26 protein-coding genes are annotated in these 17,509 nt (G+C 65.0%); 10 read left to right on the plus strand and 16 right to left on the minus strand.

From position 1 onward, the window contains the following. Window positions 1–9 precede the first annotated feature (9 nt). The 14 genes from recO to folK form a co-directional block, all read right to left on the minus strand. A complete protein-coding gene (gene recO / locus C8N43_RS09710; protein WP_107846317.1) occupies window positions 10–741 on the minus strand; it encodes a DNA repair protein RecO in 732 nt (243 codons plus the stop codon). Further along, a complete protein-coding gene (locus C8N43_RS09715) occupies window positions 741–1,073 on the minus strand; it encodes a DUF1491 family protein (protein ID WP_107845402.1) in 333 nt (110 codons plus the stop codon). Before C8N43_RS09715 ends, recO begins: the two co-directional genes overlap by 1 nt. Window positions 1,074–1,124: 51 nt before the next feature. Then, a complete protein-coding gene (era, locus tag C8N43_RS09720; RefSeq protein ID WP_107845403.1) occupies window positions 1,125–2,039 on the minus strand; it encodes a GTPase Era in 915 nt (304 codons plus the stop codon). Further along, on the minus strand, window positions 2,036–2,716 hold the full coding sequence (gene rnc / locus C8N43_RS09725; RefSeq protein ID WP_107845404.1) for a ribonuclease III: 681 nt from the start codon (window positions 2,714–2,716) through the stop codon (window positions 2,036–2,038). The genes era and rnc overlap by 4 nt, the downstream gene beginning before the upstream one ends. Before the next feature lie 3 nt (window positions 2,717–2,719). Beyond that, window positions 2,720–3,508, minus strand: a complete 789-nt coding sequence (gene lepB, locus C8N43_RS09730; protein WP_107845405.1) for a signal peptidase I — start codon at window positions 3,506–3,508, stop codon at window positions 2,720–2,722. Between the two features lie 28 nt (window positions 3,509–3,536). Next, a complete protein-coding gene (gene acpS / locus C8N43_RS09735) occupies window positions 3,537–3,977 on the minus strand; it encodes a holo-ACP synthase (RefSeq protein WP_107845406.1) in 441 nt (146 codons plus the stop codon). Next, window positions 3,974–4,414, minus strand: a complete 441-nt coding sequence (locus C8N43_RS09740; RefSeq protein WP_107845407.1) for a hypothetical protein — start codon at window positions 4,412–4,414, stop codon at window positions 3,974–3,976. Before C8N43_RS09740 ends, acpS begins: the two co-directional genes overlap by 4 nt. Next, complete coding sequence (locus C8N43_RS09745; RefSeq protein WP_107845408.1) at window positions 4,411–5,034, minus strand: LysE family translocator; 624 nt, start codon at window positions 5,032–5,034, stop codon at window positions 4,411–4,413. The genes C8N43_RS09740 and C8N43_RS09745 overlap by 4 nt, the downstream gene beginning before the upstream one ends. A gap of 82 nt (window positions 5,035–5,116) precedes the next feature. Next, window positions 5,117–5,722: a LysE family translocator gene (locus C8N43_RS09750; protein WP_107845409.1), complete on the minus strand. Its 606-nt coding sequence runs from the start codon at window positions 5,720–5,722 to the stop codon at window positions 5,117–5,119. Further along, window positions 5,719–6,465, minus strand: coding sequence for a pyridoxine 5'-phosphate synthase (locus C8N43_RS09755; RefSeq protein ID WP_107845410.1), 747 nt, complete (start codon window positions 6,463–6,465; stop codon window positions 5,719–5,721). The genes C8N43_RS09750 and C8N43_RS09755 overlap by 4 nt, the downstream gene beginning before the upstream one ends. A 90-nt stretch (window positions 6,466–6,555) precedes the next feature. Further along, window positions 6,556–7,233 (minus strand): DUF2062 domain-containing protein, encoded by a 678-nt coding sequence (locus C8N43_RS09760; RefSeq protein WP_107845411.1) that lies wholly within the window; start codon window positions 7,231–7,233, stop codon window positions 6,556–6,558. 36 nt (window positions 7,234–7,269) lie between these two features. Continuing rightward, window positions 7,270–9,393 carry a RelA/SpoT family protein gene (locus tag C8N43_RS09765; protein WP_107845412.1) on the minus strand — a complete coding sequence of 708 codons (2,124 nt, stop codon included), beginning with the start codon at window positions 9,391–9,393 and terminating at the stop codon, window positions 7,270–7,272. Window positions 9,394–9,414: 21 nt separating this feature from the next. Next, a complete protein-coding gene (rpoZ, locus tag C8N43_RS09770) occupies window positions 9,415–9,768 on the minus strand; it encodes a DNA-directed RNA polymerase subunit omega (RefSeq protein WP_107845413.1) in 354 nt (117 codons plus the stop codon). 81 nt (window positions 9,769–9,849) lie between these two features. Next, window positions 9,850–10,437 (minus strand): 2-amino-4-hydroxy-6-hydroxymethyldihydropteridine diphosphokinase, encoded by a 588-nt coding sequence (folK, locus tag C8N43_RS09775; protein ID WP_107845414.1) that lies wholly within the window; start codon window positions 10,435–10,437, stop codon window positions 9,850–9,852. Window positions 10,438–10,533: 96 nt separating this feature from the next. Here folK and C8N43_RS09780 point away from each other — a divergent pair, with 96 nt between their 5' ends. Then, complete coding sequence (locus C8N43_RS09780; protein WP_107845415.1) at window positions 10,534–11,118, plus strand: LabA-like NYN domain-containing protein; 585 nt, start codon at window positions 10,534–10,536, stop codon at window positions 11,116–11,118. A gap of 84 nt (window positions 11,119–11,202) precedes the next feature. Next, window positions 11,203–11,913 (plus strand): class I SAM-dependent methyltransferase, encoded by a 711-nt coding sequence (locus C8N43_RS09785; protein WP_107845416.1) that lies wholly within the window; start codon window positions 11,203–11,205, stop codon window positions 11,911–11,913. A 9-nt stretch (window positions 11,914–11,922) separates the two neighbouring features. Here C8N43_RS09785 and C8N43_RS09790 read toward each other — a convergent pair whose 3' ends face one another. Continuing rightward, on the minus strand, window positions 11,923–12,366 hold the full coding sequence (locus C8N43_RS09790; protein ID WP_107845417.1) for a GNAT family N-acetyltransferase: 444 nt from the start codon (window positions 12,364–12,366) through the stop codon (window positions 11,923–11,925). 69 nt (window positions 12,367–12,435) lie between these two features. Here C8N43_RS09790 and ispH point away from each other — a divergent pair, with 69 nt between their 5' ends. The 8 genes from ispH (at window position 12,436) to C8N43_RS09830 (ending at window position 17,070) form a co-directional block, all read left to right on the plus strand. Beyond that, window positions 12,436–13,386, plus strand: a complete 951-nt coding sequence (gene ispH / locus C8N43_RS09795) for a 4-hydroxy-3-methylbut-2-enyl diphosphate reductase (RefSeq protein ID WP_107845418.1) — start codon at window positions 12,436–12,438, stop codon at window positions 13,384–13,386. A gap of 122 nt (window positions 13,387–13,508) precedes the next feature. Continuing rightward, window positions 13,509–13,892: an ACT domain-containing protein gene (locus tag C8N43_RS09800; RefSeq protein ID WP_107845419.1), complete on the plus strand. Its 384-nt coding sequence runs from the start codon at window positions 13,509–13,511 to the stop codon at window positions 13,890–13,892. A 91-nt stretch (window positions 13,893–13,983) separates the two neighbouring features. Then, window positions 13,984–14,598, plus strand: coding sequence for a LysE family translocator (locus tag C8N43_RS09805; RefSeq protein WP_107845420.1), 615 nt, complete (start codon window positions 13,984–13,986; stop codon window positions 14,596–14,598). Next, window positions 14,595–15,032, plus strand: coding sequence for a DUF3429 domain-containing protein (locus C8N43_RS09810; protein WP_107845421.1), 438 nt, complete (start codon window positions 14,595–14,597; stop codon window positions 15,030–15,032). The genes C8N43_RS09805 and C8N43_RS09810 overlap by 4 nt, the downstream gene beginning before the upstream one ends. Continuing rightward, window positions 15,029–15,616: a class I SAM-dependent methyltransferase gene (locus tag C8N43_RS09815; RefSeq protein ID WP_107845422.1), complete on the plus strand. Its 588-nt coding sequence runs from the start codon at window positions 15,029–15,031 to the stop codon at window positions 15,614–15,616. Before C8N43_RS09810 ends, C8N43_RS09815 begins: the two co-directional genes overlap by 4 nt. Continuing rightward, window positions 15,609–16,058, plus strand: coding sequence for a ribonuclease HI (rnhA, locus tag C8N43_RS09820; protein WP_107845423.1), 450 nt, complete (start codon window positions 15,609–15,611; stop codon window positions 16,056–16,058). The genes C8N43_RS09815 and rnhA overlap by 8 nt, the downstream gene beginning before the upstream one ends. Next, window positions 16,055–16,450: an NUDIX hydrolase gene (locus C8N43_RS09825; protein ID WP_107845424.1), complete on the plus strand. Its 396-nt coding sequence runs from the start codon at window positions 16,055–16,057 to the stop codon at window positions 16,448–16,450. Before rnhA ends, C8N43_RS09825 begins: the two co-directional genes overlap by 4 nt. Then, window positions 16,447–17,070 carry a trimeric intracellular cation channel family protein gene (locus C8N43_RS09830; protein ID WP_107845425.1) on the plus strand — a complete coding sequence of 208 codons (624 nt, stop codon included), beginning with the start codon at window positions 16,447–16,449 and terminating at the stop codon, window positions 17,068–17,070. The genes C8N43_RS09825 and C8N43_RS09830 overlap by 4 nt, the downstream gene beginning before the upstream one ends. A 6-nt stretch (window positions 17,071–17,076) precedes the next feature. On the opposite strand, the gene C8N43_RS09835 is transcribed toward C8N43_RS09830, so the two are convergent. Further along, on the minus strand, window positions 17,077–17,460 hold the full coding sequence (locus C8N43_RS09835) for a hypothetical protein (protein WP_107845426.1): 384 nt from the start codon (window positions 17,458–17,460) through the stop codon (window positions 17,077–17,079). Window positions 17,461–17,509: the final 49 nt, after the last annotated feature.

The following is a 17,509-nucleotide window of genomic DNA, read 5'->3' on the forward strand; positions in this document are numbered from 1 at the left end:
CAAAAATACTCACGGCCCGCCGCCCGCACTCAGAGCCTGCACCAGCCTGTCGCGTGACGCGGGCAACGGCTTATTGCCAAGCTGCGGCGCCATCCAGGTCTGCAGAAAATGCCCGGTCGTGGCCAGCGCCGCGGGCACGTCGTCGAGACGCCCGTCCCCCACGCCGCGCAAGCATGCGGGCAATGCCAGCAGCCGGTCGGCCCACTCTCCGGCCCCCTGCCGAGACACCGCGCGCCCTGTACGGGGCGAGACATAGATCAGCTCTTGCATCGATCCGGTGACCGCGCAGCTTTCCAGATCAAGGCCAAAGCCCAGCTCTTCCAAGAGCGCCAGCTCCCATTGCACATAGGCCAGCTGCCACGCGTCGGTCTCCCCCAGCAGATCAAAAACCAGAAGCGAGCGGTCATATAGCTCCGGGTGCGGGTCGCGCTCACCCAGTGCAAACTGCAACAAGCCGCAGAGCGCGTTGAGCCCCGCGAGCGCTTTTCGGTCGTCCATCACCGCGGCAGCACGCGACTTGATCGGCTCCACGGTAAAGGCCCCAAGATGCGCGTCGAGCCGCGCGCGCCACGAAACGTCCAGCTGTGCGCCCGGTTGCAGGATCGGGGCCATCTTGCGCGACGCGCCGCCGCGTACCACGCCCGCATGGCGGCCATGGTCGCGGGTCAGCACATCGATGATCGCGGCATTTTCGCCGTGGCGGCGCGCGGACAGAAGCACCCCGTCGCTGCGCCACTCGATCACGCCAGCCCCTCTTGATCCAGCAGATGCCGCCCCGCGCGATCCTCGACCTCGATGACCCACAGATCCCGATCAAAGCTGCGCTGCTTGGCGATCGAGGCGTCCACCGCTGGCTCGTCCCCCTCGGCCAGCACGACCCAGGCCCGCTCGCCCGACATCAGATCAAACGAGCGCTGGTAGCACACGGCCTGCCCGTCCAGCGTGTTCAGCTTGACCAGCACCGCCCCCGCGGTCTTGTCGCCCTTGGCGGTGATGAAGGCGGGAATGTCATGCAGCCGCAGCCGCGTCAGATAGGCGGACACCCAGAAGTCACTGGTAAGGCGCTCAGCCATTATTCCGCTGTCCCGAACCGCAAAACCGGGCCCCACTTTTGCCGGGACAGCTCAGCCATTCCCGTCCTTAAAATCGAGCCCCATCTCGGAATACCGCTCGCTTTCTTCCAGCCAGCCCGGCCGCACTTTCACCTGCAAGAACAAATGCACCTTGCGCCCGAGGAACTCCATCAGCTCCTCGCGCGCGGCCTTGCCCACGCCCTTGATCGTCTCGCCCTTGTTGCCCAGCACGATGCCCTTATGGCCGTCCCGGATCACGTAGATTATCTGATCGATCCGGGCGGAGCCGTCTTTCTGTTCTTCCCAGTTCTCGGTCTCGACCGTCATTTGATACGGCAGCTCTTGGTGCAGCCGCAGGGTCAGCTTCTCGCGGGTGATCTCGGCCGCGATTTGGCGCATCGGCGCATCGGCCAACTGGTCCTCGGGGTAAAGCCACGGGCCCTCCGGCACCTCGCCCGCCAGCCAACCGCGCAGGGCATCGACGCCGTGGCCCTTCTCGGCGGAGATCATGAAGGTCTCGACGAAATCGAACGCCTCATTCAGCTCCTTCGTCAGCCCAAGCAGCACGTCGGATTTCACCCGGTCGATCTTGTTGATCGCCAGCGCCACAGGCGCGCCGCCGGTCCGCTCCGCCAGACCTTCGAGGATCGCGGAGACCCCTTCGGTGATGCCCCGATGCGCCTCGACCAGCAGCACGACGATGTCGGCATCCGACGCGCCGGACCACGCGGCGGCGACCATCGCGCGGTCGAGCCTGCGGCGCGGCTTGAACAGCCCCGGCGTGTCCACGAAGACGAGCTGCGAGCGCCCTTCCATTGCCACGCCGCGGATGCGGGCACGGGTGGTCTGTACCTTGTGGGTCACGATGGACACTTTCGCGCCCACCATGCGGTTCAGCAGCGTCGACTTGCCCGCATTGGGCTCGCCGATCAGCGCGATGAAGCCCGCGCGGGTGTCGTCGCTCATGTCTCCAACCTTTCCAGCAGCGCCTTGGCGGCTGCCTGTTCTGCCTGGCGCTTGGCGCCGGCTTCCGCCTCGGCCCGTTCGCCCGAGGCCAGCACCACCGCAATGGTAAACCGCGGTGCGTGGTCCGGGCCATCCCGTTTGACGATCTCGTAGCGCGGCGTGGGCTCGCCGCGGGCCTGCACGAACTCCTGCAGCGCGGTCTTGGGATCGCGCGCATCGGCCTCGACCGTCTGCACGCGGGTGCCCCACAGCCGCAGGATCAGCGCCTTGGCAGCCTCGAACCCGCCGTCGCGGTAGACGGCGGCGATCAGCGCCTCCATCCCGTCGCCCAGCAGCGCTTCCTTGCGCCGCCCGCCCGACACCATCTCGGATTTGCCAAGCTTCAGCACGGCGCCCAGATCAATCTCGCGGGCCACCGCCGCGCAGGTCTCCTTGCGCACCAGCGCATTGTAGCGCGGGGCAAGGACGCCTTCGGCGGCCTGCGGATCGGCCTCCAGCAGCGCCTCGGCCATCACCAGCCCCAGCACCCGGTCGCCGAGGAACTCCAACCGCTGATTGTCGGGCCGCGTGGCCGACGAGATCGAGCCATGGGTCAGCGCGCGGATCAGAAGCTCCGGGTCGGCAAAGTCATGCCCGATCCGGGCGCTGAAGTCGCGAAGCTCCGCCGACAGTTTCATCGCCTAGATCTTCTTGAAGAACCGGTCACCGCGCCAGGTCCAGAAATACAGCATCCGCCGCCCCGCCGACGAGAAGATCACCCGGTCCGCGCGGCCCAGAAGGTTGGCAAACGGCACCATGCCGACGCCACCGCCCGCCTGCGGGTAGCGCGAGTCGATGGAGTTGTCGCGGTTGTCACCCATGAAGAAGAAATGGCCCTCCGGCACGCTGAACTCGGGAGTGTTGTCGGCCCCTAGCCCGTCGCGGATGTTCAGGATCGCGTGGCTCACGCCGCCTTCCAGCGTCTCGATGGCGCGCTCTTTCTCGCACTCGCCGCCAAGCCCCACGGCGCCGTTGGAGCAGGCCGGGAAGCCCCCGACAGAGCCTTGGGCCTCATAGGTCTCGACGAAAGGCGCGGTCGGTACTTGCTTTTGCGGCTGGCCGTTGAGGAACAGCACGCCGTTTTTCATCTGCACCGTGTCACCCGGCAGGCCAATCAGCCGCTTGATGTAGTCCTGACCCGAGACCGGGTGGCGGAACACCACCACATCGCCCCGCTCGGGCGTGCGGGCCAGAATGCGGTCCGGAATCGGGCAGATGCCAAAGGGGCAGGAATACTTGGAATAGCCATAGGCCATCTTGTTGACGAACAGGAAGTCGCCCACCAGCAGCGTGTCCTTCATGGAGCCCGACGGGATCCAGAACGGCTGGAAGAACAGCGAGCGGAAAACGCCCGCGATCAGCAGCGCGTAGATCACCGTCTTGATGGTCTCGCCGATGGTCTCGGGCTGCTTTTCTTTGGTGCGGGCCATGGGGCACTCCAAGCGTCAGGGTCGCCGCCTACATGCGAGGGCTGGGGGGTGGTGTCAAGCGGGGCTCGGCGTCACTGGGGCGCGCCTCGATCACGACAAAGGCTTGTGCCCAAGGGTGATCGTCAGTCAGCGTGACATGGATCACGGCCTCGTGTCCTTCGGGCGTCATCTCGCGCAGCCGCTCCGCCGCCCAACCTGTCACTTTCATCACCGGCTGACCGGTGGACAGGTTGCTGACGGCCATGTCCTTCCACGAAATACCCATGCGCAGACCGGTGCCCAGCGCCTTGGAGCAGGCCTCTTTCGCGGCCCAGCGCTTGGCATAGGTCCCGGCCACATCCTTGCGCCGCTCCGCCTTGCGCTGCTCGACCTCGGTGAAGACCCGGTTGCGGAAGCGGTCGCCGAACCGCGCAAGCGTGCCTTCGATCCGCTCGATATTGGCCAGATCCGTGCCGATCCCCAGGATCACCGAAGCGCCGCCGTGATGGCCCCGGTGGATTGGTTCAGCGTGACGTCCAGAACCTGCGCCCTGAAGCCGCCCGTGGCCGGGTCATAGGACTGCACCGTCACGCCCCAGGTCAGCCCACGGGCCGGGTCGTAGGCGCTGGTCAGCCCTTCCAGCGTCATGCCGCCAAACCCCAGCGTCCCGCTGGAGCCCACCATCTTGCACTGCCGCGCGCCCAGCTCGTCAAAGGGCGGTGACAGCACCACCAGCTGAAAGGCCGCTGCCGCGGGCTCCAGCGTGTCGATTACCACCAGCCGCACCCGGTTGCCCGCAAAGGTGCGCGTCTGCGCCTCCCACGGCTCGGACACGGCGGCGACGCTGGCCAGCTCGTCGCAGTCGCGCACCTCTTGCGCCGCCACGGGGGACGCCATCAGCGCCATAACCACCAAAAATTCCTTCATCCCAACCTCGTTGTTAAAATCTTGAAACCGGCAAAGCCGAACATCACGCCAAAGCCCAGCTCGAACCAGCGCCGCATCCTTTGGTAGCCGCGCACGAACGCACCGGTGGAGAACAGAAGGGCATAGCCGAAGAACACGATGTTCGAGACGGCCAAAAGCGCGGCAAAGCTTTCCCAGATCACCGCCGGATCAGATCCGGGCGGCACCGCAATCGCAAAGATCGCGCCCCAGCCAAAGATCGCCTTGGGGTTCGTCAGGTGCAGCAGCAAGCCTTTCACATAAAGCGCGCGCAGGTCGCCGCGCTTGGCCTGAACGCGGGCGAGCGGCTTGTCCGTCATCGACGACCGGATCGCCTTTGCGCCCAGATAAATCAGGTAGGCCGCGCCCACGTAGCGCAGCAGCTCCACCAACCACGCATTGGCCAGCATCAGCGCGCTCATGCCCAGCGCCGCGGCCACGCCCCAAGAGGCCGAGCCGCACACGATCCCCGCCGCAACGGCAAGGCCCGCCGGGCGGCCGCGCTCCATTGAGGTCCCGGCGATCGCCAGCGTCGCAGGCCCGGGCGAGGCGCCGCCCACGGCCCATGCCACCAGCAAAAGCGCAAATTCCCAACCGGTCATGTGGCCTCCAAATCAAGCGGTACGTGTCTATTGGCCCCACCTTTGCACAAATCGCAGCGTCGCGCATGGGCGCGATGCGCGATCATGCCCGGCTCGCCAGCAGCTTAAGTCCGGCCCCTGCGAAAAGCGCGGCACAGGCCCCGTCGATCCACCGCCGCCAGCTTGCGTATACCGACATCACCCGCGGCCGCGCGAAGCCCACCGCGATGGCCGCATAGATCGCCACGCCCAAGGCCCCACAGGCCAGTGTTGCGGTGACGACGAACATGCGGTCCGGGGTCTCGGGCATGCCCACGGCGATCACCGACAGCCACGCGAAAATGGCCTTGGGGTTCGCAAGGTTCAGCAGCACCCCGCGCCGGAAGAAGCGCTGCGACGGCCCGGTGGATGTCGCGGCCTCAGTGCCCAAGGCGCGGCGACCGCAGCCCCACGCAAGCCACAGCAGAAAAAGCCCGCCCGCCACCTTCAGCGCCACAAGGGCGGGCGCGAAGCCGATAATGAAAGCGCCAAGCCCGAAGGCCGCCAAGACGCCCCAGACGAACAGTCCCAGCGCCAGTCCCATTCCGTGCGCCAGACCCGCGGCGCGCCCGTGGGCCATCGCCACGTGGGCCGCGCTTAGGGTCGCCGGGCCGGGCGAGCCCGCCGCCACCAGAAAGGCCGCGAGCGAGGCAAGCAGCGCGCCTGTCACGCGCGCGCCTCGTCCATCATCCGCCGCATCTCCTGAATGCAGGGCCCAAGACCGCGGAAAATGGCCTCGCCGATGATGAAATGCCCGATATTAAGCTCGACCATCTCCGGCAGGGCGGCAATCGGGGAGACGCTGTCAAAGGTCAGGCCGTGGCCTGCATGGACCTCCAGCCCCAGCCCGTGGGCATGGGTCGCCATCGCCTTCAGACGCTCGAGCTCCGCATCGCGCAGCTCGAAATCGCCGGCCTCATGGGCGTCGCAATAGGTGCCGGTATGCAGCTCGATGATATCCGCACCGATGCGCGCGGCGGCCTCGACCTGCGCGGCGTCCGGCCCGATGAACAGCGACACCCGGGTGCCTGCCTTCTTGAAGGGCGCGATGTAGTCCGCAAGGCGGGTGTCATCGCCTGCCACTTCCAGCCCGCCCTCGGTCGTGCGCTCCTCGCGGCGCTCGGGCACAAGGCAGACGGCATGGGGCCGGGTGGCCAGCGCGATTTTCTGCATCTCATCGGTTGCGGCCATCTCGAAGTTCAGCGGAATGGATATCGCCTCTTTCAGCGCGGCCATGTCGGCATCTCGGATGTGCCGCCGGTCCTCGCGCAGGTGTGCGGTGATGCCATCGGCGCCCGCCTCCTGCGCCGCAAGGGCCGCGCGGACCGGGTCAGGCGACGCGCCGCCGCGCGCGTTGCGTACGGTGGCGACGTGGTCGATATTGACGCCAAGGCGCAGCTTGCTTGCAGACATGGGGGGACGTCCTTCAGTGTTGATCTGCACTTGATCATAGGAGCGCACGCGGCAAGCTCAATCCACGATCTTTCGTGGGCGGCGCGCGGATCAGCTTCCGCTGGGCTCGCGCGCGGCCTTGCCGGGCTTGGGCGGCTTCGCGGCCTTCGCCGCTGCCTTGCGCTGCTTGATCTCGTCGAGCTTGGCCTTGATGCGCCCCCGGCGGCGGTTCTGGTAGGCCGCGATCAGGGGACGGCTGAGCACATAGGCCGCGAGCCCGAACAGCACGCCAGGGATCAGGCCGCCGATCATGTAGGGGAAGAACACCTCGTCGTAGAAGTCGCTCAGCCGGTGCCAGTCGGCCTCGTTCTCGTTGAACATCGCCCAGAAATTATGCTTGAGATCGCGCCACGCGCCCGCGAAGCGGTGGCCTATATGCATGTCTTCCTCAAACTCGGTGCCCAGCAGGAAATGCCCCGTCTTCAGCGAGATCACCCCGATGGGCAGGTAGGTCAGCGGGTTGCCAAAGAACGTGGACATGAGCGCGGCCAGAATGTTGCCCCGCATCACCTTGGCCAGCCCCGCCGCGATGAAGAAGTGGAAGCCGTAGAAGGGCGTGAAGGTGGTGAAGACGCCCGCAAAGATGCCGCGCGCGATACGGCCCGGATCGTCGGGCAGGCGTCGCACCCGGTGCTTGACATAATGCGCCGCGCGCGCCCAGCCCCCTTGGGGCCAGACCAGATGCAGGAACCACAAGGCCCAGCTCTTTGGCGTGCGGCGTTTGAACACGGCTTCTCTCGTCTCCCTCTCTCTGGCGCTCTCGCGCTATGGTTTGCGGCTCAGATCACGGTGGCGCTCCAGCGACGCCACGTCGCTATCGGCTTCGATCGCGGTCATGACAGCATGCAGATGCTCCGCATCTCGCACATCTACATCGACTAAAAGCTGAAAATAGTCCGGTTTTCTGTCAATAAAGTGAAGATCACTGATATTTGCTTTTTGCTCGCCGATCAGCGTGCAGATCCGGCCCAGCACGCCGAAGCTGTTTCCGATGGTGATCGACAGCGTCACGGCGTTGGTGGCGGCGTGCCGACCTGCGTGCCAGTGCACGTCGAGCCACCGCTCCGGCTGGTCTTCGAATTCCACCAGCGCGTCGCAGGCAATGCCGTGCAGATAGACGCCGTCGCCGCGGTGCTTGATGCCCACGATGCGCTCTCCCGGGACCGCAAGGCAGCAGGCGGCGCGCTTGACCTGCGCGCCCTCGGGCAGACCCACCACCGGGCGGGCCGCGTCAACCTCGTCGCCGGTGACCTTCTCCATCAGCTCGGGGTAGAGCGCGGCGATGACCTCACGCGCGGAAATCTCGGTGGAGCCCACATATTCCAGCAGCTGCGAGCCGTCCTGCAGCGACAGCTCCTTGGCGGCGATATCGAGCGCCTTGTCGGAGGCCTTCTTGCCGATATGCTCGAACGCCACCCGGGTCAGCTCGCGGCCCAGTTTGATGTAGCGGTCGCGGTGCTCTTCGCGCAGGGATTTGCGGATCGCGGACTTTGCCCGGCCGGTCACCGCGATGTCGATCCAGGTCGGCTGCGGTTTTTGGCCTTCCGCGGTGATGATCTCCACCGACTGACCGTTGCGCAGTCGCGTCCACAACGGCACCCGCAGCCCGTCGACCTTGGCGCCCACGCAGCTGTGCCCGATCCGCGTGTGGATCGCATAGGCGTAGTCCAGCGGCGTCGCCCCGCGCGGCAGCTTGATCACATCACCCTTGGGCGTGAAGCAAAACACCTGGTCGGAATACATCTCGAGCTTCACATGCTCGAGGAACTCGTCGCTGTCGTCGCCCTGATCGAGCCGCTCGGTCAGCGTGGTGACCCAGGCAGAAGGGTCGACCGCAAACGGGTTCGAGACCCTCTCGCCGTCGCGGTAGGCCCAATGCGCCGCCACACCGGCTTCGGCCACATCGTGCATCTGCCGTGTGCGGATCTGGATTTCCACCCGCTTGCCATCGCGGCCCGACACGGTCGTGTGCAGCGAGCGGTAGCCGTTGGATTTGGGCTGGCTGATATAGTCCTTGAAGCGGCCGGGCACCGCGCTCCAGCGGCGGTGCAGCACGCCCAGCATCCGGTAGCATTCGTCCTCGGTGTCGACGATGACGCGGAAGCCGTAGATGTCAGACAGGCGGGAGAAGCCCTGTTTCTTCTCTTCCATCTTGCGCCAGATCGAGAACGGCTTCTTGGCGCGCCCGTAGACCTCGCCCGGGATGCCCGCGCGCTCCATCTCGGTGCGGATGTCCTCGGTAATCTTGGGCACCACGTTGCCGGTCTCTTTTTGCAGCGTGATGAAGCGGCGGATGATCGAGGCGCGCGCCTCCGGGTTCAGCACCCGGAACGCCAAATCCTCCAGCTCTTCGCGCATCCAGTGCATACCCATGCGTCCCGCGAGCGGCGCGTAGATATCCATCGTCTCGCGCGATTTCTGCACCTGCTTTTCCGGCTTCATATGCTTGATGGTGCGCATATTGTGCAGGCGGTCGGCGAGCTTCACGAGGATCACCCGCAGGTCCTTCGACATCGCCATGAACAGCTTGCGGAAGTTCTCCGCCTGCTTGCTCTCGGTCGAGGCCAGTTCCAGGTTGGTCAGCTTGGTAACACCATTGACCAGCTCAGCGATGTCCTCGCCGAACCGGTCCGAGACCTCACCGTAGGTGGATTTGGTGTCCTCGATCGTGTCGTGCAGCAGGGCGGTGATAATCGTGGCATCATCCAGCCGCTGCTCGGACAGCAGGGCGGCGACTTCCACGGGATGGGTGAAATACGGCTCGCCCGAGTGGCGCGTCTGGCCCTCGTGCATCTGCTGGCCGTAAGCATAGGCCGCGCGGATCAGCGTGTCGTTGGTGTGGGGATTGTAGGCGCGGACCAGCGTAATCAGGTCACTGTCGGAAATCATTCACCGGTCCGCCGCCTAAAATTACTTTTGCTCTTGGGCTTCCATCAAAGCGCGCAGCAGCTTTTCCTCGGACATGTCGTCCTCGGCCGGCTTGTCCTGCTCGACGCCCATCAGCAGCGCCATCGCATCTTCTTCCGGCTCGTCGACCTCGATCTGGGTCTGGTTGCTTTCGATCATGCGCTCGCGCAGCTCGTCGGCGGTCTGGGTCTCGTCGGCGATCTCGCGCAGGGACACGACGGGGTTCTTGTCGTTGTCACGATCCACGGTGATCGCGGAGCCGGCAGAGATCTCGCGGGCGCGATGCGAGGCGAGCATCACCAGATCAAAGCGGTTCGGAACCTTGTCAACGCAGTCTTCAACCGTCACGCGGGCCATAATGGACTCCAGTCATAGCAGGGATTTGTCAGGAGCTTCATGTAGGCCCTTGACACGCCAAGCACAACCACAATCGCGCAGCTACAGGGGCAAAACCGGGGCTTTTTCGGCCTCTGGCAGGGCCGCGAGCATCTCCTGCACGGTTTGGCCCAGCACCGGGTGCCGCCAATCGGGGTCAATATCGGCCATGGGAATCAGCACGAAGGCCCGGTCCTGCAGGCGCGGATGGGGCAGGATCAGCGTCTCGGGGGCCTGTGTCATCTGCCGGTCCAGCGGCAGGTCGTGCCACACCTGAAATCTCATGCGATCGGGAAGAATCGCAGCGCCATAGGCGATCAGATCAAGGTCCACCGTGCGGGCGCCCCAGCGCGCATCCCGGGTGCGCTCGAAGCTTGCCTCTACGTCATGCAAATGCGCCAGAAGCGCCTCGGCGGACAGGACCGTCTCAACCGCGATCACCGCGTTGACGAAGTCGGGCCCGCTGCCGCTCGGGAAGGCCGGTGTGCGAAAAAGGCGACTTTCCGCCAATAGGTTAACGGATTCGCAAGGAATGGCGCGTTTTGCTGCCTGCACGGTTTTTTCTGGGCGTCCGGCGCTTGACGGGACGTTCCCGCCTAGCGCAACATAGGCAATTGTCAGACCTTTGTGATTTTGCTTGGGTTGCCGCATAAGTATTTTTCCTTATGTAGTTCCAAGCGCGTCTCGCCTGCGCCCGTCACTCCGGGGATCATTATTGGCCTGGCACGCATATCGGAAGGACATTTTATGTTTTACAAAGACGAACGGCTGGCGCTTTTCATAGACGGGTCGAACCTATACGCCGCTGCCAAGTCTCTGGGCTTCGACATTGACTACAAGCTCCTGAGGCACGAATTCATGCGTCGCGGCAAGATGCTGCGCGCGTTCTACTACACCGCCCTGCTGGAAAATGACGACTACTCGCCCATTCGCCCGCTGGTCGACTGGCTCCACTACAACGGCTTCACGATGGTGACCAAGCCTGCCAAGGAGTACACCGACCGCGAAGGCCGCCGTAAGGTGAAGGGCAACATGGATATCGAGCTGACCGTCGACGCGATGGAACTCGCCCCCCATGTGGACCACATCGTGATCTTCTCGGGCGACGGCGATTTCCGCCCGCTGGTCGAGGCGATCCAGCGCAAGGGCGTGCGGGTCTCGGTGGTCTCCACCATCCGCTCCAACCCGCCGATGATCTCCGATGAGCTGCGCCGACAGGCCGACAATTTCATCGAACTTGACGAGCTGCGCGATGTGATCGGCCGACCGCCCCGCGACGACCAGGCGGGCTTCACCCCGCAGTCGCGACGCTCGACCGAAGAAGTCGACTGAGACACCAAACGCCGGGGCCAACGCTCCGGCGTTTTTCGTTTTGCGACCGTTGCGACGGACAGGCTCGCTGGATAGCGTCCCTTTATGGACCTGTTCGGCGACGCCCTTTTGTCTTTCCACCGAGGGCAGTCAGATGCGCCCCTGAAACTGACCCGTGACGACGGCTGGGAAGACACGCACAGCCCCGGCCTGTACTTCGAGCCCGAGCCATTTGCGTTCGAACGCGATGCCTTGGCGCTTCTCGACGGCCCGACGCTCGACGTGGGCTGCGGCGCGGGCCGCCATCTGAAGTGGTTCGCCGCACAGGGGCTCGACGCCCATGGCGTCGATATCTCCGAAGGGGCAATTCAGGTCTGCCGCGAGCGAGGGCTACAAAATGTCGGGGTCTTCGACGTCATGTCCGGGAACCCGCCAAATCTCAGTTTCCGCCCGACGAATATCTGCCTCTTCGGCAATAATGTCGGAATTGGCGGCAGCTTCGATGGAAGCGCCACGCTCTTTCGCAACCTCCGTCGGATCAGCCCGGAATGCGGCCACCTTGTCCTGACGGGTCTCGACATCCGCCAAACGGACAACCCGCGCCACATCGCATATCAGGAAAACAACCTCGCCGCAGGCAGGCGTCGTGGCGAAATGAAACTGCGCGTGTCCTACGAAGAAAGAACCGGCGCGGAATTTCCGTGGTATCACCCCGAACCCCATGAGATCGAAGAGCTTGCCGCTCTAACAGGGTGGCAGGTGCAGCGCTTGGAGCGGTGCGGCAATTTCTTCTGGTCGTCCTTGCGCCGCAGCTAAAGGCCCGCCTCAGACCTCCCGGTCGTAGGTGATCCACATTGTGCGCGTCGCCAGCCGGTCATACAGCCCCCGCGCCCGGTAATTGTCATCCGCGGTGATCCAGCGGATCACCGACCAGCCCTCCGCCTGTGCCAGATCGTCAATCGCCTGGATCAGAGCCGCGCCCGCATTCAGGCCGCGCGCCTCGGGCGCGACAAACAGATCATCCATAAACCCGCCCGTCGCCGCCGCCAAAGGCCGCGCGAAGCCGCGCACATGGGCCAGCCCCACCAGCGCGCCCTCCTGCACCGCGACCAGACCCCGCACCTCGTGATCCGGGTCCATCAGCCACGACCAGACCCGGTCGCGCATCTCCTCGGTCTGCTCGACCTCATAGAACGCCGCAAAGCCTGCATAAAGCGCGCCCCACGCCGCCCGGTCGCCCGGCTCAATCGCCCTGATCACAACGGCCATATCGTCACCCCCTCTGGACCCCATCTGCGGCAAGGCTTAACCTCCGCCGCAACACGGAGCCACCAGATTATGACCAAGCCGCCCCTGACCCTCTACCTCGCCGCGCCGCGCGGCTTTTGCGCGGGCGTGGACCGCGCCATCAAGATCGTCGAGATGGCGCTCGAGAAGTGGGGCGCGCCGGTTTATGTGCGCCACGAGATCGTGCACAACAAGTTCGTCGTAGACAGCCTGCGCGACCAAGGCGCGGTCTTCGTCGAGGAGCTGGATGAGTGCCCCGATGATCGCCCGGTGATCTTCTCCGCCCATGGGGTGCCCAAGGCTGTTCCGGCCGAAGCCGCCAAGCGCGAGATGGTCTATGTCGATGCCACCTGCCCGCTGGTCTCCAAGGTCCATATCGAGGCAGAGCGGCACCATTCCAACGGGCTGCAAATGGTCATGATCGGCCATGAAGGCCACCCCGAGACGGTCGGCACCATGGGCCAGTTGCCCCCGGGAGAGGTCATTCTGGTCGAAACCCCTGAGGACGTGGCAACGATCACGCCCCGCGACCCGTCCAAGCTGGCCTTCATCACCCAGACGACCCTGTCGGTCGATGACACCGCCGATATCGTCGCTGCCCTGCAGACGCGCTTCCCCGATATTGTCGGGCCTCACAAGGAAGACATCTGCTACGCCACCACCAACCGCCAGGAGGCGGTGAAGGCCATGGCCGCCAAGACTCAAGCCATGCTGGTGATCGGCGCGCCAAACTCCAGCAATTCCAAGCGCTTGGTCGAGGTGGGAGCCAGGGCAGGCTGCAGCTACGCGCAGCTGGTACAGCGCGCGCGCGACATCGACTGGCGCGCGCTGGAGGGCATCGACAGCATTGGCATCACTGCCGGGGCCTCGGCCCCGGAAGTGCTGATCAACGAGGTCATCGACGCATTCAAATCCCGTTTCGACGTGACCGAAGAACTGGTTGAAACGGCAGTCGAGAATGTCGAATTCAAGGTCCCCCGCGTCCTGCGCGAGACCGCCTGAGCGGGGCCAAAGCCTTATGAAGACTTTGCATCAGAGTTTTCAGAAAACTCTGATGCGCCCGATCTCAAACCGCGACAAAATCACTCCATAGGGTTTCACCCGGCGCCTGCTAGCAAAGGGCCATGACCCAGCTAAAGATCCGCACCGTTCCAGGCATCTACGCCATCGCCCGGCTCGTGCCGGACGCGCCCTTGCCCGCCTGGGCCGATGGCGCGGGCTTCGTCTCCATCACGCGGGCTAGCGACGAACTCTCGCTCGTCTGCCTTGCCGATCGCATTCCCGACGGGATCGAACATGACCCCGATTGGGCGTGCCTGCGCACGGTCGGGCTATTTGCCTTTGATGCCACGGGCATCGTCACCGCGCTGATCACGCCATTATCGGAGAATGGCATCGGCGTTTTCGTCTGCTGCACTTTCGACGGCGAGCATCTTCTGGTGAAGTCCCGCGATCTGCCCAAAGCGCGCACGCTGCTCGCGGAGGCTGGACATTTGATCGAGGGGTAAGACGCGATTTCGAAATCGCGTCAAAGGCGCATCGATGCGCCTTCCCCCCGCCCGGAGTTTCGCGCTACGGTCCGCGGCAAAGGAGACCCCGATGATCACCGCCCAATTCCTGCTCACCGCCCTCGTCGTCGTGCTCGCGCCCGGCACAGGGGTCATCTACACGCTCGCTATTGGGCTCGGCCAAGGCCGCGCGGCGGCCTTGTGGGCGGCACTGGGCTGCACTTTCGGGATCGTGCCGCACCTGGCCGCAGCGACCCTCGGCCTCGCGGCCGTGCTCCACACCTCCGCCCTGCTCTTCCAGATCGTCAAATTCGCGGGCGTCGCCTACCTGCTCTATCTCGCCTGGCAGATGCTCAAATCCGGCGGCACGCTCGCCGTCGACGGCGAGCGCACGGGCAAGCCCGGCTGGCGCATCGCGCGACGGGGCGCGCTGATCAACATCCTGAACCCGAAGCTGTCGATCTTCTTCCTCGCCCTGCTGCCCCCCTTCCTGTCCGGAAATCCGGCCACAGTCACACTCGAAATGACCCTTCTGGGCGCGGTCTTCATGGCGCTGACCTTCGCCGTATTCGTACTCTACGGCCTTTTCGCTGCCCGCGCGCGGGACGCGATCCTGGGCTCCGAGCGGGTATTGGCTTGGCTCAACCGCTCCTTCGCCGCGATCTTTGCGGGTCTCGCCGGCAAGCTGGCGCTCGAGCGCGCATGATCCCCCGCCCGGCCCTCTACCTTGGCCTCGCGGGCCTCTTGCCGTTCCTCTGGGGGGCGCTTGGCACGCTTGTGCCTGCCATCGACCAGTTCACCGTCTCGGCGCTCGGCCAGCGGTTCAACGCGGGCTTCATCCTGGTCTCCTACGGCACGGTCATCTTGTGTTTCATGTCCGGGGTGCTTTGGGGGTTTGCCACGAAAACCAACGAATTCAAGGCCTTCTCCCTGTCTACCATGCCCGCGCTCTGGGCGTTCTTCACGGTGGGCGGCGGGCAAGACCGCGCCATCTCCGCCGTGCTGATCGGCTTCCTGCTGGTCTTTGCCTGCGACGTGCAATTTCGCCTCTGGGGCCTCGCCCCCGACTGGTGGCTGAAGCTGCGCACGCTTCTGACCGCCATCGTCGCCGCGTGCCTTGCCATAGGATTGCTCGCATGACGGACAAGGAAACCATCGACGTCTACAACACCCGTGCCACCGACTACACCAAGTTCGCGCGCGGGCTGCCCGATGCCGATCTCGCGGCTTTCATGGCCGCGACGAAACCCGGCGGGCATGTGCTGGATCTGGGCTGCGGCCCGGGCAATTCGGCGGCCATGCTGCAAGATGCGGGCTTCACCGTCTCCGCGACAGATGCGTCGCCCGAAATGGTCCGCATCGCGCGCGAGACGTATGGCGTAGATGCGCAGCTTTCGACCTTCGACGATATCTCTGGCACAGATATCTATGACGGCATCTGGGCCAATTTTTCGCTGCTCCACGCCCCCAAGGCCGACATGCCCCGCCATCTCGCGGCCTTGCGCACCGCGCTGAAGCCAGGCGGCATTTTCCACATTGGCCTCAAGGTCGGCACGGGCGAGGCTCGCGACACGATTGGGCGCAAATACAGCTACTACCAAGAGGCAGAGCTCCATGATCTGTTGAACGCCGCAGGCCTGCGCCCCCGCACGACGCGTCACGGGGCGGAGCCCGGTCTCGACGGCGTCGTGGCGCCTTTCATGATCGTGCTTTGTGATGGCTGATCTTTTCGCCTACACGGACGGCGCCTGTTCGGGCAATCCCGGCCCCGGCGGCTGGGGCGCGCTGCTGATCGCGCGGGACGGCGACACGGTCGTCAAGGAACGCGAACTCAGCGGCGGCGCGGCCGAGACCACCAATAACCGGATGGAGCTGATGGCCGCGATCACCGCGCTGGAGACGCTCGAGCGCGCCACCAAACTGACCGTCGTCACCGACAGCGCCTATGTCAAAGACGGGATCACCAAGTGGATCTACGGCTGGAAGGCGAAAGGATGGAAGAAGAAAGGCGGCGAGATCAAGAATCTTGATCTGTGGAAGCGTCTCGACGAGGCCCGCGCCCGCCATGATGTGACCTGGGAATGGGTCAAGGGCCATGCGGGCCACCCGGAAAACGAGCGTGCTGACGAGCTGGCCCGCGCGGGCATGGCGCCCTTCAAGCCGTGATTTACAAAGCCTGCCCAGTTGCCCTGCACCCCGACGGTGCGCCGCGCCGGGTACCGGTGTTCGAACACCCCTTGGCGGGATTGCAGCTGGTCAAAGGGACCGTGCGCGCGGGAGAGGACCCCACCCGAGCCGCCGCCCGTGAGTTGTTCGAGGAAAGCGGGCTGGAAACTCGCGCCGCGATCCCCTTGGGACAATCCGACGGGATCGTGGCGGGCGAGCGTTGGCACTTCGCGCTCTGCCGTATCGCGCCACCCGTTCGGGAACGCTGGCAGCACCATTGCGCCGATGATGGCGGACATTTGTTCAAGTTTCACTGGATCGCGCTGGACGAACCATCCGACCTTCCCGCACCCTTTGACGCGGCCCTCGCGCAGATGCGGGCGCTGCTGTGAGCTGGGTCGCGCTGCTTGATTACGGCTCGGTGCTGATTTTCGCGCTGACCGGCGCGCTGGTGGCGAGCCGCGCGCAGCTCGACCCGATCGGTTTCATTTTCATCGCCGCGCTGACCGCCATTGGTGGCGGCACGGTGCGCGACGTGCTGTTGGACCGAAACCCGATCTTCTGGATCGGCGATCCGCTCTATCTGGCCGTGGCCGCCGGGGCCGCGATCACCGTGTTCTTCACTGCGCATCTGTTGGAAAGCCGCCTGCGCACGCTCGTCTGGCTCGACAGTTTCGCGCTGGCCATCGCGGTGGCCGCAGGGGCGGGTGTGGCGCTGAACCTCGGCCAGCCCGCGCCGGTGGTGATCGTGATGGGCATGATCACCGGCTGCATGGGCGGGCTGATGCGCGACGTGGTCGTGGGCGACGTGCCGGTGGTGCTGAAACAGGGCGAGCTTTACGTCTCCGCAGCCTTCGCAGGGGCCTTGGCGGCCTGGGTCGCGCGGGATGTCTTCGCGCTGGCCTTTCCGGCGCTGGCCATCGGGGCAGGCGCCACATGGTCCTTGCGCGCGGGCTCGCTGGCCTTCGGCTGGAGCCTGCCCGTCTACAAATCGCGCCCGCCGCGCAGTTGAGCCTCGCTACGGCTCCTCGAAATCGAAGTAGATCTCCCCCTGCGCAATTTGAGCCAGAAAGGCGCACCGGTCGCCCTGCTGGTTGAGATGCGCCCACGCCTTTTGCGCAAATCGATCCGGCGCAATCAGGGCGATAAACGAATTGACCTCCTCCGCCACGATCGTCCGCTCAATCGCCGCGCGCGACTCGAAGGCGCGGCGGTCTGCCGGAGCCAGCGACATGATCTGCAGGGTGTAGGCGAGGTATTCCGCGGACCCCACGCAGGCTTCAAACGGGCACGGCACCCGGTCGTAGAGCGCGTGGGCCAACTCATGCACCAACACGCTGTCGAAATACGCCTCGATTGGCAGGAACCCGAAGGCACCATGGGGCGTCCTGCGCTGCGCCATCTCGGGTGGGGCGAGGATTTCGATCCGGTCCTCGCCGCAGTGAAACAGG

Source organism: Litoreibacter ponti, assembly GCF_003054285.1.
Classification (GTDB): Bacteria; Pseudomonadota; Alphaproteobacteria; order Rhodobacterales; family Rhodobacteraceae; genus Litoreibacter; species Litoreibacter ponti.